The organism is Marinobacter sp. (assembly GCF_040904845.1).
Classification (GTDB): domain Bacteria; phylum Pseudomonadota; class Gammaproteobacteria; order Pseudomonadales; family Oleiphilaceae; genus Marinobacter.
The window spans coordinates 76527-101374 of the sequence record NZ_JBBDSR010000114.1; the positions used below are offsets into that span (position 1 = coordinate 76527).

Consider the following 24848-nt stretch of genomic DNA (forward strand, 5'->3'; position numbering starts at 1 on the left):
GTCAGAATAGATGATCCGGGTAATCAATGCTGCGTAACAGACCGATTTATGGCCCGGATATAGCCGCCGGTCATGGATATAGCGAGAAGCTGTATTGGGAGACGGCGGCCATAACGCGTATCATGCGAACGCAAAAGTGTACCACAGGCTATGGCCGGTCTGGTTACCGGCTTGCCGGGTGAAGGCAGAATTGAGGACGATTTCCCTATGAATTTCCCCACCATAGAAGATTATGTCGGGCACACCCCCCTGGTTCGCCTGCAACGCTTGCCGGGGCAGACCAGTAACCTGGTGCTCGCCAAGCTGGAAGGCGACAACCCGGCAGGCTCGGTCAAAGACCGGCCAGCCATCAGTATGATTCAGGAAGCTGAACGACGGGGCGAAATCAAGCCCGGAGACACGCTGATCGAAGCCACCAGTGGCAATACCGGTATCGCGCTGGCGATGGCGGCGGCCATCAAGGGCTACCGCATGGTGCTGATCATGCCAGCGAATATGAGCGAGGAGCGCCGCGCCTCCATGCGCGCTTACGGCGCGGAGATTGTGACCGTCTCGAAAGAGGAGGGGATGGAAACCGCCCGTGACCTGGCCCTGCAAATGGCCGCAGACGGCAAGGGCACGGTGCTTGACCAGTTCAGCAACCCGGACAACCCTTTGGCGCATTATCGGACCACCGGGCCGGAAATCTGGGAGCAGACCGATGGGCGGGTGACACATTTCGTCAGCTCCATGGGCACGACCGGTACCATCATGGGGGTCTCCCGTTACCTCAAAGAACGTAACCCGGACATCCGTATCATCGGGCTGCAGCCAAGAGAGGGCGCGGCGATCCCGGGCATTCGGCGTTGGCCGGAGGCTTATCTGCCCAAAATCTACGAGGCCAGTCGCGTTGATCAGGTGCTGGACATTGGCCAGCAGGAAGCAGAAGACACCATGAGGGCGCTTGCTGAAAAAGAGGGCATCTTTTGCGGTGTTTCCTCTGGCGGCTCCATTGCCGCCGCCCTGCAATTGTCCAGTCAGGTTGAAAACGCGGTGATTGTGGCCATTATCTGTGATCGGGGCGATCGCTACCTGTCCACCGGCGTCTTTCCCGGTGCCTGAACCGCAGCAAGAGATTTGAGTATGAGTAGAAGACGCAGGAAGGTCCTTCCCAAGGAGCCCGTTCGTTGTGTGGTTGAAACTCTGGGGCACGATGGCCGGGGCATTGCCCGTCAGGAGGGCAAAGTCCAGTTTGTTGACGGCGCTCTGCCTGGCGAAACCGTGATGGCGAAAGTGGTAGGTTCGCGCAGCAAATTCGATGAGCTGCGCACCGTCGAGGTCCTTGAGGAGGCTCCGGATCGGGTAGTGCCGCCCTGTGATTATGCCGATCTCTGTGGTGGTTGCAGCCTTCAGCACATGACGGCCGATGCGCAGATCCGGTTCAAGGAAGACACCCTGCGGGAGCATTTTGCCCATTTCGGGGGCATTGAGCCGGAAGAGTGGGTGGTGCCGATGCGCTCTGCGGACGTACTCGGCTACCGGCGCAAGGCGCGCATGGGGGTCCGTTATGTTCAGGCTCGGGAGTCTGTTCTGGTTGGGTTCCGGGAGAAGCGCAACAGCTTTCTGACGGACATTGATCGCTGTGTGGTTATGGATCCCCGGATTGGTGAACGCATCACCCCACTGCGTGAGTTGCTGCATTCGCTTGATGCCTTCAGCCGGATTCCCCAGGTGGAGGTTGCCTGTGGTGATGATGCCGCGGCGATGGTGTTTCGCAACATGGATGCGCTCAGTGACCCGGACCGCGCGGCATTGATGGCTTTCGGTCAGGCCCACGAATTGCACATCTATTTGCAGCCGAAAGGGCCCGATACCGTGCATCGAATCTGGCCGGAAGGCGGCGAGGAACGCCTGAGTTACCGGCTCGACGAGTTCGACCTGACGATGAAATTCCACCCTATGGATTTCACCCAGGTGAATGCCGGCATCAATAGCACGATGGTGCACCGCGCAGTGGAATGGCTGGATATCCAGCCGGACGAGCGGGTGCTGGATCTGTTTTGCGGTCTGGGCAATTTCACACTGCCACTGGCGCGCAAGGCCGGTCGGGTTGTGGGTGTAGAGGGCGATGACGCCATGGTGGTCCGCGGTCGTGAGAATGCGGAACTCAATGGGCTGGACAATGTCAGTTTTCACGGCGCTGACCTTCAGGGGGACTTTACGTCTCAACCCTGGGCTCTGGAAGGGTTTGACAAAATCCTGATTGACCCTCCCCGGTCCGGCGCGCAGGAAGTCTGCGAATATCTGACCGCGTTCGGCGCAAAACGGATTGTGTACGTATCCTGCAACCCGGCCACGCTCGCCCGTGATGCGGGCGTCCTGGTGCGTAACGGATATCGGCTGGTCCGCGCGGGGGTCATGGATATGTTTCCTCATACCACTCACGTCGAATCCATTGCGATGTTTGAGCGCGCAGACCAGTAATACAACAGACCGGTCAGGGATGGCCGGGCCAAGGAACCGGGAATAATAAAACCGATATGGTAAAAGTTCGCGAAAATTACGCCGTTACCGGCGACGGTCAGGTTGACATTGAACGGTGGGTTCGTCAGATCGAGTCGCAGACCTACCTGGATAACGTTGATCAATTCCGCCTGGCCTGTGAGATGGCCGCTGAGATCGATTTGCAGGCGTTCCGCGAAGATCGCCTGTGGGCGCAGGGTGCCAGCAGCTTTCGTACCGGTCTCGAAATGGCGCAGGTGCTGGCCGAACTGCACCTGGACCAGGCCAGTCTCGTTGCCGCGATTCTGTATCGCGCCGTGCGTGAAGAACGAGTGCCACTGGAGCGCATTCGTAAAGAGTTCGGCGATGAAGTGGCCGGGCTGATCAACGGCGTTCAGCAGATGGCGGCGATCTCGTCCATCCACCATCCGCTTAAAGGCAACGTACTGGGCCAGAGCGAAGGCCAGTTGGACAACGTCCGCAAAATGCTGGTGACCATGATTGATGACGTTCGCGTGGCGCTGATCAAGCTGGCGGAACGTACCTGCGCGATTCGGGCCGTAAAAGACGGCTCTGAAGAAAAACGCATGCGGGTGGCCCGGGAAGTCTTCGACATCTATGCGCCCCTGGCACACCGCCTGGGCATTGGCCATATCAAGTGGGAGCTGGAAGACCTCTCTTTTCGCTATCTCCACAGCTCCGCCTACAAGAAAATCGCCAAGCTGCTCGATGAAAAGCGGCTCGACCGCGACGATTACATCCGGCGAGTGATTGGTACCCTCAAAACCGAGCTCAAGAACTTCGGCATCAAGGGCGAGCTGTCAGGCCGTGCCAAGCACATTTACAGCATCTGGCGGAAAATGCGCCGCAAGGGCATCGACTTTTCTCAGGTCTATGACGTGCGTGCAGTGCGAGTGTTGGTGCCGGAAGTGCGGGACTGCTACGCCGCCCTCGGCATTGTCCATACTTTATGGCGACACATCCCCAACGAATTCGATGATTACATCGCCAACCCCAAGGAAAACGGCTATCAGTCTCTGCACACCGCCGTGATCGGGCCGGAAGGCAAGGTGATGGAAGTGCAGATTCGTACCCACAAAATGCACGAAGAGGCGGAGTTGGGCGTATGTGCCCACTGGCTCTACAAGGGCACCGACAAGGGTAACCGCTCGACCGGTTACGAGGCCAAGATCAACTGGTTGCGCCAGGTGCTGGAGTGGCAGGAAGAACTGGGTGACCTGTCGGGCCTGGCGGATCACCTGAAAAGCGACGTCGCCTCTGATCGGGTTTACGTGTTCACACCGGAAGGGCACGTGGTGGACCTGCCTCAGGGCGCGACGGCGGTAGATTTTGCCTACCGTGTTCACACGGAAATCGGCCACGCCTGCCGCGGTGCCCGGGTTAACAATCGCATTGTGCCGCTGACCTACCCGCTGAAAACCGGGGATCAGGTCTCAATCCTGACGTCGAATAACCCCGCGCCGAGCCGTGACTGGCTCAACCCGAGCCTGGGCTACATCCAGACATCCCGGGCCCGGGCCAAGGTGACCCACTGGTTCAAACAGCAGGATCACGGGCGTAATGCGATCGATGGCCGCGCCATACTGGAAGACGAGTTCCGGCGGCTGTCACTGTACGAAGTGGACCTTGGCGATCTGGCCCGTAAAGTCAATTACCAGGATGCCGAAGACATGTTTGCCGCCGTGGGCGCGGGGGATCTCCGCCCGACTCATGTGGCCAATGTGGCTCAGCAGTTGCTGGAGCCGAAGTCGGAGCAGCTGGACCTGAAACTCAGCGGTCAGCGCCGCAAACCCTACGACACGGATGCCGATATCCGGATTCTCGGTGTTGGCAAACTCAAAACCCAGGTCGCCAGATGCTGCAAACCGTTGCCCGGTGATGATATCGGCGGTTACATCACGGTCGGGCGGGGCGTTACCGTCCATCGGCAGGACTGCCTTACGTTTCTGAATCTGAAAAACGTGGAGCCCAACCGGATTATCGAAGTGAGCTGGGGTGGTCAACCGGCTGCGGTTTATCCGGTGGATGTCGAGGTTGAAGCCTATGATCGCTCTGGCCTGTTGCGGGACATTACTCAGGTGTTGTCATCCTCCAAGAGCGATGTGCTTTCTTTGAATACCCTCAGTAACCAGGATGAGAACACGGCCACCATGACGTTTACCGTGGAAATCTCCAGCCTCGAGCAACTGGCAAAGCTGCTGGCTCAGATCCGCAATCTCCCCAACATTATTGATGTAAGGCGCAAGCGAGCATGACTTACTCAATCGACGACCTGAAGCACCTGATGGCCCGGCTGCGCGATCCCGAGACAGGATGCCCGTGGGACACCAGGCAAACCTTCCGAACCATCGTTCCCCATACGCTGGAGGAAGCGTATGAAGTGGCGGATGCCATTGACCGGGAAGATTACCCTCACCTGAAAGACGAGCTTGGGGATCTGCTGTTTCAGGTGATTTTCTACACTCAGATGGGGCAGGAGCAGGACCATTTCGATTTTGACTCGGTGGTGGACCACCTGGTCAGAAAACTGGTTCGTCGTCACCCGCATGTGTTCCCCGAGGGTACGCTGGAGAGCCGTATCGACCCGGATGATCGCCCGGATGAGGCCTGGATCAAGGCCAGTTGGGAGCGTATCAAGGCGGAGGAGCGGGCACTGACGCCCAAGCCCGAATCCTCACAAATCAGCCGCCTTGACGGTATTGCGCGGACTCTGCCGGCCATGTCGCGGGCCGAAAAGCTGCAGAAGCGTGCGTCAAATCACGGTTTTGACTGGCCGGACATTGAGCCGGTTTTCGACAAGCTCCACGAAGAAATCGATGAGCTCAAGGAGGCCTGGTACGCGTCGCAGGCGGGTACCGGACCAGACGATGCGGTGGAGGATGAGCTGGGAGACCTGCTGTTTGTGTGCGTTAACCTGGCCCGCTTCATGAAGGTTAACCCGGAGCAGGCGCTGAATCGAACCAATCACAAGTTCGACGCACGGTTTCGTGCCATTGAACAGCGCCTCGGTGACGAAGGCCGCGATCTGGACGATGAAACCCTGGCTGCACTCGATGCCATCTGGCAGCAGGTAAAAGGGGTCGAGAAGGGCTGAGAGGGTTGAAAACAGCGCGCTGAGCGGGCATTGCGGTAAGTACAATCCGTTACCAATTTGTTGCACCGGACTGGCCGGCCTTCGTCTACACTTCTGGAAACGGTTGCACTGACTCGGTGCACCGTATGCCGTCGAAAAGATGCAGGAGTGAAGGCACCATGAAAATCAAAGATCTGGTCAATTACTGGGATAAGCACGCACGGGGACGTTTAACCCGAGATGCCTATTTCATGGAGCTGTCTGGCCAGCATCACAAGCGACTGGAAAAACTGGCTGCTTTGTATCCGATGAAATCCCCGCAGGATCTGATGCGGGATTTGATATCAGCCTCCCTGGATGAGCTGGAAACCAGCTTCCCTTACGTGCAGGGCACCAAAGTGGTGGCGTTCGATGAGGATGGTTTCGAGATCTACGAGGACCAGGGCATGACCCCGCGCTTCGTGAGCCTCAGCCAGAAGCATATCCAGCGCCTCAAAGCCCGTCAGTTGGAATCGGTTGCCTGAGCTGACGATCGTCCTGAAGACAGGTCTCTGCTTCGGGGTGGTGAGGCCACCCCGAGACGGTAACGCCTGCGCTATTTGTCTTTCCCCTCCAGTTTCCCCTTCAGCGGGCTGTGCCTGACCAGGTCGTCCAGCGCCGCCCCGATCATATCGTTGAGAATGTCGCTTTCTGTCCGGTCAGGATAAAGTTCGGCCAGCGCGGCGATGCGTGCGGCATCTTCCAGCGGCAGTCGCAGGTTGTAGTCGTGGGTCCGCTCGACGTTTTCTTTCTTGCTTTCCCAGTGCTTGGGCAGGTCGGTAACTTTCATGAATTCTCCTTGCGACGACGGGCTTTAATCGTTATTAGTATCGTTAGTTTACTTCGCTTCCGTCAATTTAAAAGGACGTCAATGTGACCGAACTACATCCCGATCTTCGAGAAAACGTTCGCATGCTGGGTGAATTACTGGGCCAGAGCATCCGACGCTATCCGGGGCAGGCATGTTACGAGCGTATTGAAGAAATCCGCGCCGCCGCCAAGGCCGACCGTCGCCAGGAGAGTGGTTCCGGGCAGAGGCTGGTCAACCTGCTGGGTAAGCTGGGCGACGACGAACTTCTGCCGGTTACCCGCGCGTTTAACCAGTTTCTCAATCTTGCCAACCTTGCCGAACAGTACCACGGCATCCGCCGCAAGCGGGGCCATCAGTCGGACTTGATGGTGGAATCCTTCGGGGAGATGTTTGGGCGTTTGAACGCATCCGGTGTCAGCGCCGAAGAGCTGCACCAGAGAGTGACGGATCTGCGGATTGAATTCGTGATGACCGCTCACCCCACCGAGGTGGCGCGGCGAACGCTGATCATGAAGTACGACGAAATGTCCGATTGCCTGGCGCGGCTCGACCACGATGACCTGATGCCCGCCGAGCGTGACGAAGTGGTTGACCGCCTTGCCCAACTGATTGCCGAGGCCTGGCACACCGACGAAATACGACACCAGCGCCCCACGGCGGTGGATGAAGCCAAATGGGGCTTTGCCGTCATCGAAAACAGTTTGTGGCAGGCGCTGCCCCGGTTTCTGAGAAGTCTGGATACATCGCTAATCGATGCAACCGGGCAGGGCCTGCCGTTGCACGCGGCACCTATCCGTATGGCGTCCTGGATGGGGGGTGACCGTGATGGCAATCCCAATGTCACTCACGAGGTCACCCGCAAAGTGTTTGTGCTTGGCCGGTGGATGGCTGCCGACCTTTACCTCCGGGATATCCAGGCGTTGCGGGCCGAGTTGTCCATGTGGCAGGCCAATGACGAACTGAAAGCCCTGGCCGGGGACAGCCCTGAGCCCTATCGCCAGGTGCTTGCTGAACTGCGGGAGCGCCTCCTCAGGACCCGTGACTGGGCCGAGGCGTCGGTAAACGGCGAGCCCGCCGATGACCGAGGTATCCTGTTTGAAAATGAGGACTTTATTGCGCCGCTGGAGACCTGCTACCGCTCCCTGGTGGACTGTGGTCTTGAACACATTGCCAATGGTCCGCTGCTCGACACCATCCGCCGCGCCCACACGTTTGGGCTGCCGCTGATTCGCCTGGATATTCGCCAGGAAGCCTCCCGGCACGCCGAAGCGGTGGCGGAAATGGTGGCGTTTCTGGAACTGGGCGATTACCTGTCCTGGTCGGAACCGGAGCGTCAGCAGTTCCTGCTCAAAGAACTGCAGGGGCGGCGTCCTCTGGTGCCGAGAAACTGGGAGCCCTCGGAGGCGGTCCGGGAAGTGCTGGCGACCTGCGAAGTGGTGGCGCAGCAAACCCCGGAAGCCTTGGGGTCCTATGTTATTTCCATGGCCAGCAAACCTTCGGATGTGCTCAGCGTGATCCTGTTGCTGCGGGAATCGGGCATGACCTTCCCGATGCGGGTAGTGCCGCTGTTCGAAACCCTGGATGACCTGACCGGGGCTCCCGACAGCATGGCCGCGCTCTACGAAGTGGAATGGTATCGCGAATACTGCCAGGGCCGTCAGGAAGTGATGATTGGCTACTCGGACTCTTCCAAGGACGCCGGCCAGTTGATGGCGGCCTGGGCTCAGTATCAGGCTCAGGAAAAACTGACCGCTATCGCCAGTCAGTATGATGTTCACCTGACCCTGTTCCATGGCCGCGGTGGCACCGTGGGCCGTGGCGGTGGCCCGGCAAACCGGGCGATTTTGTCGCAGCCCCCGGGTTCGGTCAACGGCAGCTTCCGCATTACCGAGCAGGGCGAGATGATTCGTTTCAAATTCGGCTTGCCTCGTCTGGCAGAGCAAAGTCTGACGCTCTACACCACAGCGGTCATAGAAGCGACCCTGGCACCGCCGCCTGAGCCCGAACCGGCGTGGCGGGAAGCGATGGACTGGCTGACCGAGCGCTCACTGAAGGCGTATCGGGATGTGGTTCGCGATGATCCCGATTTCGTGCCCTATTTTCGCCAGGTCACGCCGGAGCAGGCCCTGGGCAAGCTTGCCCTCGGCAGTCGACCGGCACGGCGCAAGCCCTCCGGCGGCGTGGAGAGCCTGCGGGCGATTCCGTGGATTTTTGCCTGGACACAGATGCGACTGATGCTGCCGAGTTGGCTGGGCAGCGACGTCGCGCTGGAAGAAGCGGCACAAAACGGCAAGCTCCCCGTTCTGCGGGAAATGATGAAGGGCTGGCCGTTCTTCCGAACCTATGTCGACATGCTGGAAATGGTGCTGGCCAAGGCTGATTTACGCATCGCCAGCTATTATGAGCAGACCCTGCTCGATGACGAAGAGCTGAAAAAGTTGGGCGAAAGCCTGCGTTCCCGGTTGCAGGGATGCATCGAGCGATTGCTGGAGCTTAAGGAGCAGCAGACGCTTCTTGAGGCTGAGTCGGTGTTCGCCCATTCCATGCGAGTGCGGAATCCGTATACTGACCCCCTCCACTACCTGCAGGCTGAACTTCTCAAGCGGGACAGGGAAGGTGAAGGCAAGGGTGAAGGTCCGGACAGAGTGGAGCGGGCCCTGAAAGTCACCATGGCGGGTATTGCGGCCGGAATGCGCAACACCGGGTGATTCACCCCCAGCGGCAAGCGTGAACAACAGGAGTAAACAGGTGGCGGTAGCGGCGCGTCTGGACAGTTTTTTAACACGCAAGGGCGCTCCCTACCGGGCGTTGCCAATTGATGAGTCAGCCAGCCTCGATGCCGCTATGATGGCATCCGGACTGCCCCTGGAAGAGGCGGTGTGTGCCACCTTGCTGGTTGATATCAATGGCGTGGTGATGGTGGTGCACGGTTTTAACAACACCATCGACCTGGATGCCGTGCAGCAGCTGATCGGCCGCCGCCTGCAGCCGCTGACGGCGCGCCAGAGCAATCGGTTGTTCGGAGATTGTGACCCCGGCTTTCAGCCGCCGGTTGGTGCCGCCTACGATATTCCGGTGTTGGTGGATGAGGACGTACTGACTATGCCACGGGCGGTCATGACCGGTGGCACCAGGCACACCCTGATAGCACTGGATAACCGTGCGCTAACCCTGGCGTTGGCGGGAGCACAAGGCGGCCATCTGGTGATCCGGGGGCAGGGCAATGGTGAGCGTGAAGCGCTGACCCTCGACGAGGTGGCGGGCAAACTTCAGAAGCTGTACCGGCTGCCACCGATGCCAGCGCTGGCCATTCGGATTCTTAAACTGACCACCAACACCGAAGCCACTGCCAGGGAGCTGGCGGAGTTGATCGAATTCGATCCCAGCCTCACCGCCCAGATTATGCGTTATTCACGATCGGCCCTGTTCCATTACCCGGGCCAGATCAACTCCGTTCAGGAGGCGGTGACCCGGGTGCTCGGTTTTGACCGGGTCGCACACATTGCCTTGGGTATCGCAGCGGTTCGGGCGTTTGATGTGCCGCGCCACGGCATGCTGGGGATGGACAGCTTCTGGCGACATTCACTGCACTGCGCCTTCCTCTGTCAGCGCCTGGCGATGGAGTGCGGTGCCGATAAAGGGTTGGCGTATCTCTGTGGCCTGCTGCACAACTTCGGCCTGTTGCTGGTGGGCCACCTGTTTCCAGGGATGTATGACGAACTGAGCACCCTGCGTGAGACGAACCCGGATGTCAGTATGCACTCCCTGGAATTGCAGGTATTTGGTGGCGGCAACGATCAGGAATTCCTGGCCGTCGGCCACGGCGCGATTGGGGGCATACTGCACCGGTTGTGGCAACTGCCGGACCCGGTGGTAAAAGCTGCCGGCATGCACCAGCAGGCGGGTTATCACGGCGAGCATGAGCAATACGTGCTGATGGTCGAGCTTGCCAACAGCCTGTTGAAAGCGCGGGGCATTGGTGACGAATTCAACCCCGATGACACCCCGGCTCTGGCTGCCTCACTGGGGCTGGATGACGCTGCCCTGGCGGCGATTGACGGCGATATCGATGCTGTTACCCGCGAGCTGGACGATCTGGCCGCTTCCCTGTCATCCTGACGTCACCCGTTCTGCCAGGTATGGAATGTCATACTCTGTGGCATGATACGGAGGTCGGCTTTCTCTGAGCGTGCTGACTTCGTATAATGCGCCTTCGCCGGAAACGGCCGATGCCGTCACGGGTCGAGAGGTTATTGCAAAGGCACGGGTTTTTGCCATAACTTTTCAAAACGATAATGACGATATAATGGGAGCACAGCGTTATGCGAATCATCATGTTAGGCGCACCGGGGGCCGGTAAGGGCACGCAAGCCCAGTTTATTACCGAGCGTTTCGGTATTCCCCAGATTTCCACCGGCGACATGCTGAGGGCTGCGGTGAAAGCTGAGTCTGCTCTGGGGAAGGAGGTCAAGGAAGTCATGGCAACCGGCGGCCTGGTGTCGGATGATATCATCATCGCGCTGATTGAAGAGCGAACCCAACAGCCGGACTGCAAGAACGGCTACCTGCTGGACGGCTTCCCCCGCACCATTCCCCAGGCCGAAGCGCTGAAAGATCAGGGCATCGCAATTGATTACGTCGTTGAAATTGCCGTCGACGATGAAGAAATCGTCAGCCGTCTGTCCGGTCGCCGGGTCCATGAGGGCAGTGGTCGCATTTACCATGTGAAATACGACCCACCCAAGGCCGAGGGTAAAGATGATGAAACCGGCGAACCGCTGGTCCAGCGCCAGGATGATCAGGAAGATACCGTTCGCAAGCGCCTGAAAATCTACCATGAGCAAACCGCGCCACTGGTCGATTATTACCAGGATTGGGCCGTAAAAGATGCCAGCGCCGCACCCGAGTACGTGCGAGTGGAAGGTATCGGAAGTATGGACTCGATCCGTGATCAGATTCTGCAAAAGCTGAACTAAACCCCTGATACTGAGGCAGTGCAGCGTTCGTGAAACTATTGGCATTAGATACCTCTTCGGAAGGGTGCTCGGCTGCACTGATGGTGGACGGCCGTCTGACCGAACGCTTTGATCTGGCCCCCCGAGGCCACACCCGTCTGCTGATGCCAATGATCCGCGAGCTGCTGGCCGAGCAGGATCTGGCACCGACAGACCTGGACGCATTGGCGTTCGCCTGTGGTCCGGGATCGTTTACCGGGCTGCGGATTGCCACGGGTGTGGTTCAGGGCCTGGCGTGGGGGTTGGACGTGCCGGTTATTCCGGTGTCGTCACTGGCGGCGGTTGCGCTCGGTGCCATGGATGCACTTGAGTTGTCTGACGGTGACGGCGTCGCCGTTGCCTTCGATGCTCGCATGGGCGAGGTCTACTGGGGATGTTTTGAAGCCAGGGGCGGCCTGCCGGTGTTGCTTGGGGCTGAACAGGTCTGCCCCCCCGCTGCGGTTGCACTGCCAGAACGCGGGTGCGGTTGGGCCGGTGCCGGCCAGGGCTGGCAATTGCGGGACCAGATGCCGCCTTCGGTGGTTTCGGCCGCCTCCCCGGTGGACGATACGCTGGTGCCACGGGCCTCATGGGTGGCCCGTCTGGCCAGCGACCAATTCTCGGCCGGGGCGGGCGTCAGTGCAGTGCAGGCCCAGCCGGTCTATATCCGTGACGAAGTGACCTGGAAAAAATTGCCGGGCCGCTGAGCGCTCCCTAATCCCGTTTTCGGAACCTTACCGATGGAACTGTGGCACATCATTGCCCTGGCGGTGGTCCAGGGACTGACTGAATTTCTCCCGATCAGCAGTTCTGCCCACCTGATTTTACCGTCCCAGATCCTGGGCTGGCCCGATCAGGGGCTGGCGTTCGATGTTGCTGTGCATGTGGGCACGTTAGCAGCGGTTATCTGGTATTTCCGCAGGGAAGTCTACCGGTTGACGGTGGCCTGGGTTGGCGACACAGCTCGGGGCCGGGTCGCCCAGGACAGTGGGCTGGCCTGGGCGGTGATTGCGGGCACCATACCGGCGGGCCTGGCGGGTCTGCTGCTGAATGATTTCATCGAGACGGAGTTGCGCTCCGGGCTGGTCATTGCCGCTTCAACCATCGGTTTCGGACTGGTGCTGTGGTGGTCGGATGCGGTAGGTCGGCAGACCCGGGACCTTCCGGCGTTGACGATGAAAGATGCCGTCATCGTTGGCCTGGCTCAGGCATTGGCACTGATTCCCGGCACATCCCGATCGGGCATTACCATTACCGCAGCCCTGTTCCTCGGCCTGAAGCGAGAGGCTGCCGCGCGTTTCTCGTTTCTTCTGTCCATCCCGCTGATCCTCGCGGCGGGGCTGCTGAAAACGCTGGAGTTGATGGAGCAGGGTGGGACGACAGACTGGACCGCCATTGTGCTGGGAACCCTGGTGTCGTTTGTCAGCGCGGTTGTCTGCATTCACCTGTTTCTGAGATTTCTGGAGCGCCTTGGCATGATGCCGTTCGTGATTTACCGGTTACTGCTGGGCCTGCTCCTGTTGGTCATGTTGTGGTAGGTTGGTTAAAAAATGGGCTGCAGGCTTCAAATCCTTGCCGTGTTGTTTCATACTCAACTTCCACTAACGGTTCCGGTTTAAACTCATGATCGGCGGTTTCAACCCGAATAGCAGCGTCGCCTTCCAGTCCGGGAACAATACTCCCGTGCGGGAACGTAGTGACGTGGCGCGCGCGCCGGCTTCAGGCCCGGAAAAAAACGCGGATGGCGTCCGGCGGGATCTGGCCGATGGTCGCCCGGGTAATCCGCCACCCAGGCAGCTTGATACGGAATCCCTTGACCGTCGCGTGGAAGCTCGCCGTGCTGCGGAAGATGCTCGCCTGGAACGTTTTCGTGCCGATGAACTGCCGTTATCGACCTCTCGTGCGCTGGCCACCTTCACGGATATAGCCGCTCGCGGTGATTCCGGCGAGAACGGTCTGGCCGGAATCGATATACTGGCCTGATGCTCTCCGAACCCATCCCCTCACCCTCACATACGTCGCTTGCTGTGGCCTGCACCTCTTTGGGCGATCAGGTTGAGGCCCGCACGCTGGCCGAGACGCTCGCTATTCCATTTCTTGGCGTGGTCAAACCCCGTCAGGTGACCGGTTTTGGCATACTCATGTTGCTGGATGAGCAGGGGGTGAGCCTGCAGGTGACGGGAAAAGGCGCGCCGGGCCCGGTCCGGGCTGAGTTTGTTTCCGGCAAAGCCGGGTATCGCCGGGAGCATGGCGGGGGCGTGGGGCAGCTTGTCGCCAAAGCGATAGGCCTGCAGAAAACCCGGGCCCCGTTGCATGTGGTCGATGCTACTGCGGGCCTTGGGCAGGATGCCTTCGTGCTGGCCGGATTGGGCTGCCGGGTAACGCTGTTTGAGCGCAATCCGGTGATTCATGCGTTGCTCGCTGATGGGCTGGCCAGGGCGGCGCTGAATGTCGACTGCGCGCCGATTGTTGCGAGGATGACTCTGTGCCAAGGCAGCAGCGTTGAATGGTTGTCTCAGGCCCCGGAAGGGGCGGCTGACATTGTCTATCTGGACCCGATGTTTCCGCACCGCGACAAGTCGGCGCTGGTAAAGAAAGAAATGCAGGTGTTCCGGGCGATCGTCGGTGATGACGATGACTCCGAAGCGTTGTTGTCGGCAGCCCTGGCGGCGGCCACTTATCGGGTTGTGGTCAAGCGACCGCGCAAGGCTCCGGCGATTGCCGGCCCGGAGCCGGCAACCCGCATCGAAGGCAAAAGCAGCCGTTACGATCTCTACCCGGTGCGGGCGTTGCCCGTCACAGGGGCCTGACGGGCATCAGAGTCAGGCACCAAGCATGGTGACCTGCTGGATCGCCTGACGTTTCTCGACACTCAATACAAGGCGGGCATCTTCCGCAACCTCGTTCAACCCTTCGGTGTAACAGAGCAGACCGTCATCATCGGTGGTGATCACGCCGTTTTTCTGCATGTTGGCGATAAAGTTCCGGAACAGGGTCTTGTCGAAGAACTCCGGAGCATTCAGCCCGAACAGGATCGACATTCGCTCGGCCAGCAGTGTGCTCTGCTCCTCGAGTTCCGCAGCGCTGATCCGGCCTGAGCCGTATTTGCGCAGAATGCCGATGGCAATGTGGTAACGCTCCAGAGTCTGGATAATGAATCGCGACAACACCCGCAGGCGCAGCATCGCGTCGGTGCCTTCTTCGGGGCGGCAAATGCGGCCGTCCTGCTCGAAAATCAGACCTTTTACGAGCATCAGGTCGATCCACTGGTTCACCACGCCTTCCACTTCCTCGGGCTGATATTTGAGAAACAGCTCGGATTGCAGGTACGGGTAAGCCACGCTCGCCAGGAACACGATCTTGTCCCGCTGCAGGGATTCCTTGTTCTCGAACAGGCTGGCGATGAGCGATGGCAGTGCGAACAGGTGCTGGATGTTGTTGCGGTAGTACGTCATCAGGGTTGCGTTGCTGCCTTCCAGGGCAATAATGTCACCCAGCTTTTGAGGCTGACGGGTGATTAGCCCCATGTCTTCGCAGTAGGCTACCCAGTCCTTGCCGCTGCCTTCGGGCAGCGTCACCGTATCGGCATAGGGAAAGGCGCTCAGCAGCGCGGCGTACTGGTCCATCAACCGGATGAGCTGGCCTTCGTCCATCGCCAGCCTGTCGGTACCCAACAGCACCGTGGCGGTCATGCCAATGGGGTTAACGGCCACGGAGGCATTGATGTTGGCGGCTACCCGGGTAGCCAGTTGATCGACTGCATCCGCCAGCCAGGCCGGTCGGTACTCCGAATCATAGGCTTCTTCACGCCAGCTTGGGTGCACATCGTTCAGCACGTCCGCCAGAGGGATGGCTTCGCCAAAGTTGACAGCAACCCGGCCAAAAGAGTTGCCCAGTTTGCGCGCGGTTTTTGCAAGCCCGAACACGCTCTCCTTCTGTTTCTTGTTGCCCCGCAATTCGCCCAGGTAGGAGCGGCCTTCCATGACCTTTTCATAACCAACGTAGACCGGCACGAATACGATGGGTTTGCGATGATTGCGAAGGAAGCTGCGTACGGTCATGGCGAGCATCCCCGGGCGGGGCTGGAGCATGCGGCCGGTGCGGCTGCGACCGCCCTCGACAAAATATTCGACCGAATAGCCACGGGTAAACATCACGTGCATGTATTCGTTGAAAACGGTGGCATACAGCGGGTTGTCCTTGAAGCTACGGCGCATGAAGAATGCGCCGCCCCGGCGCAGGATTGGCCCTACCACCGGCATGTTGAGGTTGATGCCGGCAGCAATGTGCGGCGGCATCAGGCCATTTTTGTACAACACGTAAGACAGCAACAGGTAATCAATGTGGGAGCGGTGGCAGGGTACATACACCACGGCGTTGTCCTGGGCGACTTCCTTCGCTACGCGGATGTTATTGATAGCGATGCCTTTGTAGATGCGGTTCCAAAGCCAGGCCAGCACCACCTCGAGAAACCGTATGGTGACAAGGGACATGCTGGCGGCAATTTCATCGGCATACTTGTAGGCTTTCGCCCGCACCTTTTCTGGCGGGATATCATCCTTGCGTGCCGTCTCGCGAATAGCCTCCTTGACCGCCTGAGTGCGCACCAGTCCCTCAACCAGCGTTCGCCGGTGGGACAGGTCGGGGCCAAGCACCGCCTGACGCACACGGCGGAAATGGGTTCGCAGAAGGCGACCCAGCTTGCGGTTGGCCCGTTCCTCGCTGTGGCGGTATTCGTCAATGACCTGCTGCAGGGACAGTGGCTGGTTAAACTGAACGTAGGTGCTCCTGCCATGCAGCATGATAATCAGAAACTTCTGTAACCGCCCCGCCACAGACCAGGTGTCAGACAGCAACAGCTTGACCAGCGACTTTTCCTTGTCGGGCGAACGGCCCCAGAACAGCGACACCGGCACGATTTGTACATCTTTTTCGGGATTTTCCAGGCCGTAGCGAACCAGCGCCTGAAACTGGGACGTCGGCACCGGCGTTTGCCGAGTCCGGAACAGGCCACCAATGCGGCGATACAGGAAAAAGAAGGAATGTACCGGGCCATTTTTTACCGGCAGGGATTCTTCAGCCCCGGGCAGGCCGGAGCGGAGCACTTCCTGTTCCAACACCAGGCGGCTGGACATGGAGCTGTACTGCAACACATAACAAACAGGCTTGTCGGGGCTTAATCCAAGGGCTTCGCTGCTGTTACCACTGACATCCGTTCGGACCCAAAAAAAGAGAATCTTGCGGAAAAAAGTCAGAATCAGGCTGCGAAGGGCCTGGTAAATTCGCATAGGGTGTTGCTCCGGTTTCCTTGATTGGCGCTAAGTTTACTTGGTTGTGCACACAGCGCAAAGCTAACCTGTCGTTCTGCTCGCCAGCACGGTGTGATACATTTCCGGCTTATGAATGTCACTCTGCCACCGGAATAATTTTCTATGACGTCGTGGACACCGGGCTGGTCAACCGTTGCTCCCAGCCCCAGCAATCCTGTACTCGCCATCAGGGAAGATTGCGTGGTGCGAGTGGCTGGAGAATGGCTGACCTCCTGGGCAGTGCTGGAACCCTTCGTGACTGGCATCATTGCGCCGGTGAATCTGGGCGAGTGGGGCGGGCAGCCATTGTTCGTGGTTGAGATGGACGCAGATGCGGATCTCCCCGCAATGGAAAAGATCCCGCTGCGGGATGCGATCCTGATCATGGAGGATGCGCCGGCTGAGCTGCTTGGCACCGCATTCCAGGTCTGGCAATGGTGGCGCGATCATCGTTATTGCGGGCGATGCGGTGGTCCCACTCGCCTGCATGCACTGGAGCGGGCAAAGTGGTGTGAGCCTTGTGGCATTCCCTGGTATCCGCGGGTGGCACCCTGTGTGATTGTGGTCATTCGTAAGGGTAATCGCATGCTTTTGGCCCGATCGTCACGGGTGAAACGGCATTTTTACAGCCTGATCGCGGGCTTCGTGGAGCCCGGCGAAAGCCTGGAGCAGGCGGTGGTTCGTGAAGTAAAGGAAGAAACCGGCCTGGATGTGAATAACATTCGTTACCGGGCCTCCCAGCCCTGGCCATTTCCCCACCAACTGATGGTTGGCTATTTCGCCGACTACACCGGTGGCGAGCTGGTATTGCAGCAGGATGAGCTGGCCGACGCAGGTTGGTATCGGCCCGATGAAACACCTCCGGTGCCACCGGCCACCACCATTGCCGGGCGCTTGATCCGGGACATGGCAAAAGAGTTGAAAGGCCAGCATCCGGGGGAGGAAAAGGCGTCATGATGAACTCCCAGAAAGCGTGCTGACCGTGCCCCGCATCCTGGTATTCGACTCCGGTGTTGGCGGGCTGAGCGTGTCGGCCTGCATTCGCCAGCGGTTGCCTGCCGTGGAGCTGTTGTATGTGGCGGACAACGCCTGCTTTCCCTATGGCAACCAGCCTGAGTCCGTCGTGGTTAGCCGTTGCCAGGCGCTGATCGCCGGGGCGTTGCGGGCATTCCCCTGTGATCTGATTGTCGTGGCCTGTAACACCGCCAGCACCGTAGTACTGCCGGCTTTGAGGTCGATGACACCGATACCGGTTGTCGGCGTGGTTCCGGCGATAAAGCCGGCGGCCGCCTGTTCCATTAACCGCCGTATTGGTCTGCTGGCGACGCCGGCCACGGTGCGCCGGCCGTATCTGGATGAACTCATCCATGAGTTTGCCAGCGATTGCCAGATTGCACGCGTGGGCCAGCCCGACCTGGTTCGCTGGATTGAAGACGCGGTCGGCGGCAACGCCCTACCCACTCAGGCACTGAGCGATGCACTCGACCCCTTCCGCGAGGCGGGGGTTGATACCGTGGTGCTGGGTTGTACCCACTATCCGTTGATTCGGGAAGAGCTTGAAGCCTGCCTCCCCGATGTGCGTTTCTGGGTGGACTCCGGTGATGCCATCGCGCGCCGAGCACAGTGGCTGCTGGAACAGCAGAGGGCGGTGGGTGAGCATACTGTGGCAGATAACCCTGTGATAGCTAACAATGTAGCGGTGCGCGCCGTGCTGTTCTCCGGCGCGATTCCCGCGGGGCTGGCGGCGTATATGAGCAGAATGGGGTTGGCCCCGGAGGACGTCCGGGGCCACTGGCCAGACGCCGAAGGGGTTACAACAGCCGGGTCAGTTTGAACATGGCGAGAAATTCCAGCGCCGGAATGGTCCTGCGATGGCAGCAGTAGGTTTTGAAGCTGTCGCCGCGGAAGCGTGACTTGGTGAATTCCAGTCCTTTAAAGTTGTAAAGGAAGTTACCCTTCTCATAGAGGCCGTGGAGAATGCGTTTGAGCAGCCGGCTTTCCTGGTGCTCCGTTACCTGATCCAGTGACAGTGGAAGCAGGCCCAGGTCCAGACTAGGTACGCCTTCGGCCTTGAACACGCCTATGGCGTGCGCCATCAGTGTATAGAAAATGCCCTGCCTGAAGTCAGCGTTGGCCCGACTGATATTGGGGACATAGCTGACGATCTCGTTGTCCCTGTAGATCGGGTCGAAGTAAATGAAGCCGACCGCCTTGCCGTCCTGGTAGGCGTAGAAGTGCCGTTCGTTTTCCCGGTAATCCATCTCCATGGGGCGAATCAGGAACCGGATTTCCTTGCTTTTGCACTTACGGGTGCGAATCCAGGCGTCCGAAATCTCCCGGGTGTGGTCATCGCTGAACCGCTCTTTGACGGTGATGCCGTTCTTTTCCGCCTGATTCAGTGCGGTGCGCAGAATCTGCTTTTTCTTGCCGCTCAGTGACCAGTCCTTCAGGTGGATGCGAGACTCACTGCCGAACTGGGTGCCAAACAGCCCGAAACGCAGATGCAGGAAATCCACCACCCGTTTGGAAACCTGGATATAGCACGCGTTGGGAAACCGGGTGTGAAACTTCTCGAGGATCACGGCGAAATTTCCCGGTGCACAGACCGGGTCCGAGAGCACGAAGGTGCCACCCCATTTGCGCATGTACCCGATGTAGCCAATGCCGGGCAGATCGAAATACTGCATACCGGGCTGCAGGGTGGAAAAAGACTGAGAGTGCGTGCCGAACTGCTTCAGGTAGCGTACTCGCTCCGGAAAGCCGAAAGCGCCTTCGTCAAGTGGGCTGAGTCCGTCGAGTGCGAGTGCCTGGTCTGACATGTTCATGTTTCATGGTCCCCCGGGTTGTTCTTGTTCAGAGAGTGTCTGAGGGTGCCTGTTCAGGCCTGTTTCTGACCCAGAATTGACCAGTAGCAATTCATGTTCAGCAGCTTGAAGTGCTTTTTCTCCTGGACCTGAAGGCCTAGGCGCCGCATGTGTTCGGGGTAGTTGTAGATCTTGTGGAAAGCGTTATTGGCAAACAGCCAGAAGGTGAACACTGCCATGTACCAATACAGCTTTTTGAACATTCGGGCGAGGAGGTTGCCGGTGGGGTAGCAGAAATCGCCGACCACGACTTTGGCGTCTGCCTTGCCAAGGCGGATCAGGTGTTCCAGTACCCTGACCATCATGTCTTCGTCGAAGACGTTGAGGAAAAAGTTGGCCACTACCATGTCGTACTGCTCGAACTCTTCGACCTTCATGATGTCGCTGTGGATACGGCGAATGGTCAGGTGGGGAGCCTCGTTTTCCTGTGCTTCGGCAAATTTGCGCAGCATGGTCGCTGACAGATCAACCACGGTGACATCAGCACCCAGCTCGGCCGCGCGAATGGCGTCACGGCCATGGCCGACGCCGGCAAAAAGAATGCGTGCGCCGGGGCGAACGGTTTCTACGTCAAGCATGGCGGTTTTGCAGTGGTGAATATTTTTCCCGCTGTAAAGGTTGCTGAGGAAATCGTAAACCGGGCCGATGTATTTGTATTTGTCGCGCATGATCACTGCTGCCTGTTCAGATCCTGTGGTTGCCATCACCGTTCTTGTGATTGTTGGCTCGACTGCCTGTCGGCTTTCCGGTGACAACGCCTGGTGAGTATTACTTTAGAGAAGGAACCGGGGCGAAAGTGTGCAGCAGCGCGCATTTCGGGATACACAAAGTAACGCAAAGAAATACTTTGCAAACTAAATCAACATTTATAATAAGAATGTCCGACAATAGATTATCGGGAGTATTTCAGGAGGGAATCAGGTATGCGCAGGAATCAGCAGGAAACAGCTTTGGCCGGCAGTTGATCGAGAGTTTTCTCAATCACGCCCGCCGGTCTTGCCGGCCCATAGAAGAAGCCCTGAACCTGGTGGCAACCCAGGTTTTTCAGGTAGGCCAGTTGCTCACTGGTCTCGACCCCTTCGGCGACGATTTCCAGCTTGAGGCCGTGGGCCATGGCAATGATGGCATTGACAATGCAGGCCCCATCTTCACCACTACGGATGGCCTTAACGAAGGACTGGTCGACTTTGAGGGTGTGGATGGGCAAGCGGTGGATGTAGTTGAGGGAGGAGTAACCCGTGCCGAAATCATCAATGGCAATGCGAACGCCGAAGTCCGCCAGTTCCCGCAGTTTCTGGCTGATCTGTTCAAGGTCGTTCATGATCAGGTTTTCGGTAATCTCGATTTCCAGGTTCTCTGGCGGGAAGCCGTGAGCGCGCACCTGCTCCATCAAGGTGTCGACAAACCTGGGGTGCTCCACCTGCATCGGGGACAGGTTGACCGCCAGGCGGAGGTCGTCGTGCCCGGACCGTATCCAGTTGCCGACGTCGTGGCAGGCCTGGTCAAGCACCCGCTCACTGAGGCGCGCTATGAGTTTGGTTTCTTCAGCCAGTGGCAGGAAATCCCGGGGGTATAACAGGCCCCGTTCCGGGTGTTGCCAGCGCACCAGGGCTTCCAGGCCGACGACGCGGTTGGAGGTGGAGCAGACCTGGGGCTGATAGAAAACCTTAAGCTCATCTCGCTCGAGGGCCAGCCGAAGGTCCCGCTCAAGGCTCAGGCGGTGGGCGGTGTCTATGCTCATGCTTTCGGAAAAGAAACGGTAACCGTCCTTGCCCCGGGCTTTGACGTGATACATCGCAATGTCGGCGTTCTGAATCAGCTGATCCATATCGGCCCCCGCCTCGGGGAAGATCGAAATGCCGATACTGACACCCACAAAGACTTCGTGTTCACCCAGTTCAAAAGGGGCGCGAAGTGCCTTGATCAGTTTACGGGCGATCTGGCGCGCGTCCTCGTGGCTGTGGATCGAAGGCAGCAACAGGGTGAATTCATCACCACCAAAGCGAGAGAGGGTGTCCCCTTTGCGCAGGCATCGCTCCAGGCGCTGGGTGACGGCCTGCAGCAGCCGGTCACCCATGGCGTGTCCGAGGGTGTCGTTGATGACCTTGAAGCGGTCAAGATCCAGGAACATCACCGCCAGCTTCTGGCTTGATCGGCGGGCATGGGTAATGGCCAGTTCCAGCCGATCTTTGAACAGGGCGCGGTTCGGAAGCCGGGTCAGTAGGTCATGGTAGGCCTGGAAATTGATAAACGCCTCGGCCTCCTTGCGCTCCGTGACATCGCGGGCGGTGCCGTAATAGCGGGCTTCGCGGTTCTTACCGCGGCTGTCGCTGTGAGTATGGGGCCAGGTTTCAGGATCGATGGGGAACGCGGTGATCTCGAAATGCCGGTTGGCTCTGCGGCTGCCCCGGGTTTTCAGCCTGACTTCGAGCGTGCGGGGGTTGTCGGCGGTGATGTTCGGGCCATTGAGCGCGTAGGTGCCGCGGGTCACATCGCGGTCGTCCAGAATGTGGCGGAAGTGTCGCCCGCAGAGTTCCTGGGGGTGGTAGCCGAGCATGGTTTCAATCTTGCTGTTCACAAAACAGAAATGACCGGCTTCATCCAGCATGAAAACGATGTCAGGGGAGCTGTTAACGATGTAGCGGTGCAGAGCCTCCGATTTTTCCAGGCGCATCTGTATACGCTCGTGGGATCGCAGCAACGACTGTTTGCCCACCACGCCCTCAACGGTGGCCAGCAACTCATCCGGGTCGAACGGTTTGCGGATGTAATCCAGGGCACCGCGGCGCAACGCCCGGCTGACGGAGGTGAACGAGCTTTCACCACTGACCACGACAACGCCGCACTCCGGCTGGCTGGTGGCCATGCGATTCATGACGTCAAATCCGTCGACCTCGGGCATGCGCAGATCCAGCAAGGCGAGATCAAAGGTTTCACTGTCAATCAGTTGGCAGGCGCGCCGGCCACTCTCAGCCTCGGTAACCTGGTACTGTTGGCTCCGGAGCAGTGATGCAAGGCTTGCCAGTAGCCTCGGTTCGTCGTCCACCACCAGGATGCGTGGTGCTGCCCCGTTACTGAAAGAGTGATCCGGTTGTGCAGGTTTCATCAGTCTTCGCCCGTGGTTTCGTCGTCAATCGTTATCGTTCTTTTTATTACCCGCGGCCGGTAGCAATAGCCTGAAGGTCGTGCCTTCGTGCCCCGTGCGGCAAGCAATGATGCCCTCCATGTCATCAACCAGCTGTTTAACAATGCTCAGGCCCAATCCGCTGTGGCCCTTTCCTTTGGTGGTCTTCACCGGTACAAATAATTGCTCACGGATAGCGTCCGGAATACCGTGGCCGCTGTCCGAAATTTCCAGTTCGACCCAGGTACGGCTGTTTTGCAATACCGGGGCGGAGGTCCGCACCGTCACTTCCCCGGCTTTGCCCAACGACTCCACGGCATTGCGCACCAGATTGATCAGTACCTGCCGTATCACCGAAGGCGAGGCGGCGACCTGAGTGTCTTCGCTGCACAACTGTACGTTAAGGACCGTATTGGCATCGCTGAACAATCCGTCAAGGAAAAGGTCCTTGAGTGCACCAATTTCCGCGTTGAGCGGGGCGATGGAGACGTCTGTCGGTGGTTGTCCGCTTTCGGCGGGGCGGCTGATCTGCAGTAACATATCGCCGGCGCGGTCCAGCTCTTCGCGGATGATGTCGAGCTCGTTCTGGACATGGGCGTCGGTGAGCCGGTTGCGCAACTGGTAGATGTATTGGCGAATGATGGTCAGCGGGTTGCTGACTTCATGAACCTGACGCCTGAGGGCTTGCCGGGCGAGCTCTGCGTCAAGGTGGCCATCATCAGAAGAGTCTGTACTGCTCGGTGACAGCCTGGCGGCCAGTTCGCGGCAGAACAGGCTGGCGAGATCTTCGGCCACCTGTGCGCTGTGGGCGTCGGTCCCCAGGGCAAACACGCCGGGGCAGTCGTTAGCCGTCAACACCGGAATCGCCATCAGCGACGGTGTTTGCAGCAATGACAGGAGTTGGCGGTCCAGAACAGTGGGTATGCGGTCACCGAGATGAACCAGGTGCCGCTGGGTAAAGGCTTCGGTGAGCACGCTGGCCGCCGGGCTGGAGGACAGTGCGAGATCCGGGATGTCGCCGAGAGTACCCGACAGCAGCGTCAGGCCTTCGTCACGCTGGCCAAAGCACAGAGCGGGCAGCCCGGTAATCAGGGTCAGACTATTCACGGTCTCGGCCAGAATGTCTTCAAGCGGGCCCTCAAACGAAGAGAGTGTCAGTGCCTGGCCCGCCATGGCCTGTTTGAGAATGGTTTGTTTGAGCTTGAGGTTGGCGGCGCTGGCATCGTATTCGGTATTCAGCGGGATGCCGAGGGACACTGCAACGCCCGCCACTTCGCGGTCGATCCGCCGCTGGATTTCACGGGTCAGTTCCTCGCTCAGGCCGAAGACCGTGCCTGCGGCGGCGATACCCGCAGCATCGGATTGTGCCAAACGTGTGGCCAGGCTAATGAGTTTGACAAGATGCCCGGCATCCCGGATTTCAGACGGCATGGCGTGCTGATAGCGCATGGCGTCTTCCGCCATGGCTCCGAGGCCCCATGCCCGCACCAGTTCCGCCGCAATGTCGCACTGGTGATTAAAGTAATGCTGGCGGGTGTCACCCGGTGGTGTCTTCAGGGCAATGAGTTCACCGACGTTGTGCAGCATGCCCAGCATGAATGCCTGATCCGGTTCCGGGAACCGGGTGAGCGTTGCCAAAGCCCGCGCTGTCAGTGCGGTTGTCAGCGAATGCCGCCAGAAGTCCCGGACCTGTTGCCATTGGTCGGCACCCAGCTCAAACAGGAGTTGCCGTAGCGCGGCAGTGAGCACCAACGTATGAAAGCGACGGGTGCCCAGGCGCAACAATGCCTGATCCACTGATCGCAGTTGTGACGCGGGGCCGTAGAGGGCAGAATTGGCAAGTGCCAGAATCTGGGCGACCAGCGCCGCGTCCGTTGACACAATATCGCTGATGAGGCGATAGCTTTCATCCTGGTGGCATGCCTCAAGTGCCCGCAGTGTAACCTCCGGGAGACTCGGCAACTGAATGTCTGGGGCAATGTCCATGTGCTACCTGCGTGAGCCTGGTGTCGCCACACTCTGACGACATGTTCACTATTATTGTCCGTTTGGAGCTTAGACAATAAAGTGGATTTATTAAACAGTTATTGCTTTATTTTTGAACATTATGTTAACCGATCTGTGGTATGTGT

At 58.9% G+C, this 24848-nt stretch carries 20 protein-coding genes; 14 read left to right on the forward strand and 6 right to left on the reverse strand.

The features are described 5' to 3' along the window. Positions 1-207 precede the first annotated feature (207 nt). The 5 genes from cysM (at position 208) to WD429_RS15685 (ending at position 6099) form a co-directional block, all read left to right on the forward strand. Positions 208-1101, forward strand: coding sequence for a cysteine synthase CysM (cysM, locus tag WD429_RS15665; RefSeq protein ID WP_368423259.1), 894 nt, complete (start codon positions 208-210; stop codon positions 1099-1101). A 21-nt stretch (positions 1102-1122) separates the two neighbouring features. Beyond that, entirely contained in the window at positions 1123-2463 is a 1341-nt protein-coding gene (gene rlmD, locus WD429_RS15670) for a 23S rRNA (uracil(1939)-C(5))-methyltransferase RlmD (protein ID WP_368423120.1), read from the forward strand. A gap of 56 nt (positions 2464-2519) precedes the next feature. Next, positions 2520-4757: a GTP diphosphokinase gene (gene relA / locus WD429_RS15675; protein ID WP_368423121.1), complete on the forward strand. Its 2238-nt coding sequence runs from the start codon at positions 2520-2522 to the stop codon at positions 4755-4757. Next, positions 4754-5596 (forward strand): nucleoside triphosphate pyrophosphohydrolase, encoded by an 843-nt coding sequence (gene mazG / locus WD429_RS15680; RefSeq protein WP_368423122.1) that lies wholly within the window; start codon positions 4754-4756, stop codon positions 5594-5596. The genes relA and mazG overlap by 4 nt, the downstream gene beginning before the upstream one ends. Before the next feature lie 158 nt (positions 5597-5754). Further along, positions 5755-6099, forward strand: coding sequence for a pilin assembly protein (locus WD429_RS15685; protein WP_368423123.1), 345 nt, complete (start codon positions 5755-5757; stop codon positions 6097-6099). 71 nt (positions 6100-6170) lie between these two features. Here the strand turns inward: WD429_RS15685 and WD429_RS15690 are convergent, their stop codons facing one another. Next, on the reverse strand, positions 6171-6404 hold the full coding sequence (locus tag WD429_RS15690) for a hypothetical protein (RefSeq protein WP_368423124.1): 234 nt from the start codon (positions 6402-6404) through the stop codon (positions 6171-6173). Between the two features lie 83 nt (positions 6405-6487). Between WD429_RS15690 and ppc the strand changes: the two genes are divergently transcribed. The 7 genes from ppc (at position 6488) to WD429_RS15725 (ending at position 14229) form a co-directional block, all read left to right on the forward strand. Next, positions 6488-9133, forward strand: a complete 2646-nt coding sequence (gene ppc, locus WD429_RS15695) for a phosphoenolpyruvate carboxylase (protein WP_368423125.1) — start codon at positions 6488-6490, stop codon at positions 9131-9133. A gap of 40 nt (positions 9134-9173) precedes the next feature. Then, a complete protein-coding gene (locus tag WD429_RS15700; RefSeq protein WP_368423126.1) occupies positions 9174-10544 on the forward strand; it encodes an HDOD domain-containing protein in 1371 nt (456 codons plus the stop codon). Between the two features lie 203 nt (positions 10545-10747). Beyond that, positions 10748-11401, forward strand: a complete 654-nt coding sequence (gene adk, locus WD429_RS15705) for an adenylate kinase (protein WP_368423127.1) — start codon at positions 10748-10750, stop codon at positions 11399-11401. Positions 11402-11430: 29 nt separating this feature from the next. Further along, entirely contained in the window at positions 11431-12126 is a 696-nt protein-coding gene (gene tsaB / locus WD429_RS15710; protein ID WP_368423128.1) for a tRNA (adenosine(37)-N6)-threonylcarbamoyltransferase complex dimerization subunit type 1 TsaB, read from the forward strand. A 33-nt stretch (positions 12127-12159) separates the two neighbouring features. After that, positions 12160-12957 carry an undecaprenyl-diphosphate phosphatase gene (locus WD429_RS15715; RefSeq protein ID WP_368423129.1) on the forward strand — a complete coding sequence of 266 codons (798 nt, stop codon included), beginning with the start codon at positions 12160-12162 and terminating at the stop codon, positions 12955-12957. 85 nt (positions 12958-13042) lie between these two features. Continuing rightward, positions 13043-13402: a UDP pyrophosphate phosphatase gene (locus tag WD429_RS15720; RefSeq protein WP_368423130.1), complete on the forward strand. Its 360-nt coding sequence runs from the start codon at positions 13043-13045 to the stop codon at positions 13400-13402. Beyond that, positions 13402-14229, forward strand: coding sequence for a class I SAM-dependent methyltransferase (locus WD429_RS15725; RefSeq protein WP_368423131.1), 828 nt, complete (start codon positions 13402-13404; stop codon positions 14227-14229). Before WD429_RS15720 ends, WD429_RS15725 begins: the two co-directional genes overlap by 1 nt. A gap of 12 nt (positions 14230-14241) precedes the next feature. Here the strand turns inward: WD429_RS15725 and plsB are convergent, their stop codons facing one another. Next, complete coding sequence (gene plsB / locus WD429_RS15730; RefSeq protein WP_368423132.1) at positions 14242-16707, reverse strand: glycerol-3-phosphate 1-O-acyltransferase PlsB; 2466 nt, start codon at positions 16705-16707, stop codon at positions 14242-14244. A gap of 144 nt (positions 16708-16851) precedes the next feature. Between plsB and nudC the strand changes: the two genes are divergently transcribed. Continuing rightward, the gene (nudC, locus tag WD429_RS15735) at positions 16852-17685 is read left to right on the forward strand and encodes an NAD(+) diphosphatase (protein WP_368423133.1); all 834 of its coding nucleotides are present in this window, start codon (positions 16852-16854) and stop codon (positions 17683-17685) included. A gap of 16 nt (positions 17686-17701) precedes the next feature. Further along, on the forward strand, positions 17702-18562 hold the full coding sequence (gene murI / locus WD429_RS15740; protein WP_368423134.1) for a glutamate racemase: 861 nt from the start codon (positions 17702-17704) through the stop codon (positions 18560-18562). Here murI and WD429_RS15745 read toward each other — a convergent pair. The 4 genes from WD429_RS15745 to WD429_RS15760 all read right to left on the reverse strand — a co-directional run bounded on the left by WD429_RS15745 (position 18540) and on the right by WD429_RS15760 (position 24702). After that, positions 18540-19553, reverse strand: coding sequence for a DUF2156 domain-containing protein (locus tag WD429_RS15745; RefSeq protein WP_368423135.1), 1014 nt, complete (start codon positions 19551-19553; stop codon positions 18540-18542). The two genes, murI and WD429_RS15745, sit on opposite strands and share 23 nt — an antisense overlap. A 53-nt stretch (positions 19554-19606) precedes the next feature. Further along, positions 19607-20260 (reverse strand): class I SAM-dependent methyltransferase, encoded by a 654-nt coding sequence (locus tag WD429_RS15750; RefSeq protein WP_368423260.1) that lies wholly within the window; start codon positions 20258-20260, stop codon positions 19607-19609. A gap of 266 nt (positions 20261-20526) precedes the next feature. Beyond that, entirely contained in the window at positions 20527-22698 is a 2172-nt protein-coding gene (locus tag WD429_RS15755; RefSeq protein ID WP_368423136.1) for an EAL domain-containing protein, read from the reverse strand. A 24-nt stretch (positions 22699-22722) separates the two neighbouring features. Next, positions 22723-24702 carry an HDOD domain-containing protein gene (locus tag WD429_RS15760; protein WP_368423137.1) on the reverse strand — a complete coding sequence of 660 codons (1980 nt, stop codon included), beginning with the start codon at positions 24700-24702 and terminating at the stop codon, positions 22723-22725. Positions 24703-24848 lie beyond the last annotated feature (146 nt).

Excerpts from the sequence above, each read along its gene's own strand:
- cysM (WP_368423259.1), top strand. The coding sequence starts at position 208 with ATGAATTTCCCCACCATAGAAGATTATGTCGGGCACACCCCCCTGGTT.
- rlmD (WP_368423120.1), top strand. The coding sequence starts at position 1,123 with ATGAGTAGAAGACGCAGGAAGGTCCTTCCCAAGGAGCCCGTTCGTTGT.
- relA (WP_368423121.1), top strand. The coding sequence starts at position 2,520 with ATGGTAAAAGTTCGCGAAAATTACGCCGTTACCGGCGACGGTCAGGTT.
- mazG (WP_368423122.1), top strand. The coding sequence starts at position 4,754 with ATGACTTACTCAATCGACGACCTGAAGCACCTGATGGCCCGGCTGCGC.
- WD429_RS15685 (WP_368423123.1), top strand. The coding sequence starts at position 5,755 with ATGAAAATCAAAGATCTGGTCAATTACTGGGATAAGCACGCACGGGGA.
- WD429_RS15690 (WP_368423124.1), bottom strand. The coding sequence starts at position 6,404 with ATGAAAGTTACCGACCTGCCCAAGCACTGGGAAAGCAAGAAAGAAAAC.
- adk (WP_368423127.1), top strand. The coding sequence starts at position 10,748 with ATGCGAATCATCATGTTAGGCGCACCGGGGGCCGGTAAGGGCACGCAA.
- WD429_RS15715 (WP_368423129.1), top strand. The coding sequence starts at position 12,160 with ATGGAACTGTGGCACATCATTGCCCTGGCGGTGGTCCAGGGACTGACT.
- WD429_RS15720 (WP_368423130.1), top strand. The coding sequence starts at position 13,043 with ATGATCGGCGGTTTCAACCCGAATAGCAGCGTCGCCTTCCAGTCCGGG.
- WD429_RS15725 (WP_368423131.1), top strand. The coding sequence starts at position 13,402 with ATGCTCTCCGAACCCATCCCCTCACCCTCACATACGTCGCTTGCTGTG.
- plsB (WP_368423132.1), bottom strand. The coding sequence starts at position 16,707 with ATGCGAATTTACCAGGCCCTTCGCAGCCTGATTCTGACTTTTTTCCGC.
- nudC (WP_368423133.1), top strand. The coding sequence starts at position 16,852 with ATGACGTCGTGGACACCGGGCTGGTCAACCGTTGCTCCCAGCCCCAGC.
- WD429_RS15745 (WP_368423135.1), bottom strand. The coding sequence starts at position 19,553 with ATGAACATGTCAGACCAGGCACTCGCACTCGACGGACTCAGCCCACTT.
- WD429_RS15750 (WP_368423260.1), bottom strand. The coding sequence starts at position 20,260 with ATGCGCGACAAATACAAATACATCGGCCCGGTTTACGATTTCCTCAGC.
- WD429_RS15755 (WP_368423136.1), bottom strand. The coding sequence starts at position 22,698 with ATGAAACCTGCACAACCGGATCACTCTTTCAGTAACGGGGCAGCACCA.
- WD429_RS15760 (WP_368423137.1), bottom strand. The coding sequence starts at position 24,702 with ATGGACATTGCCCCAGACATTCAGTTGCCGAGTCTCCCGGAGGTTACA.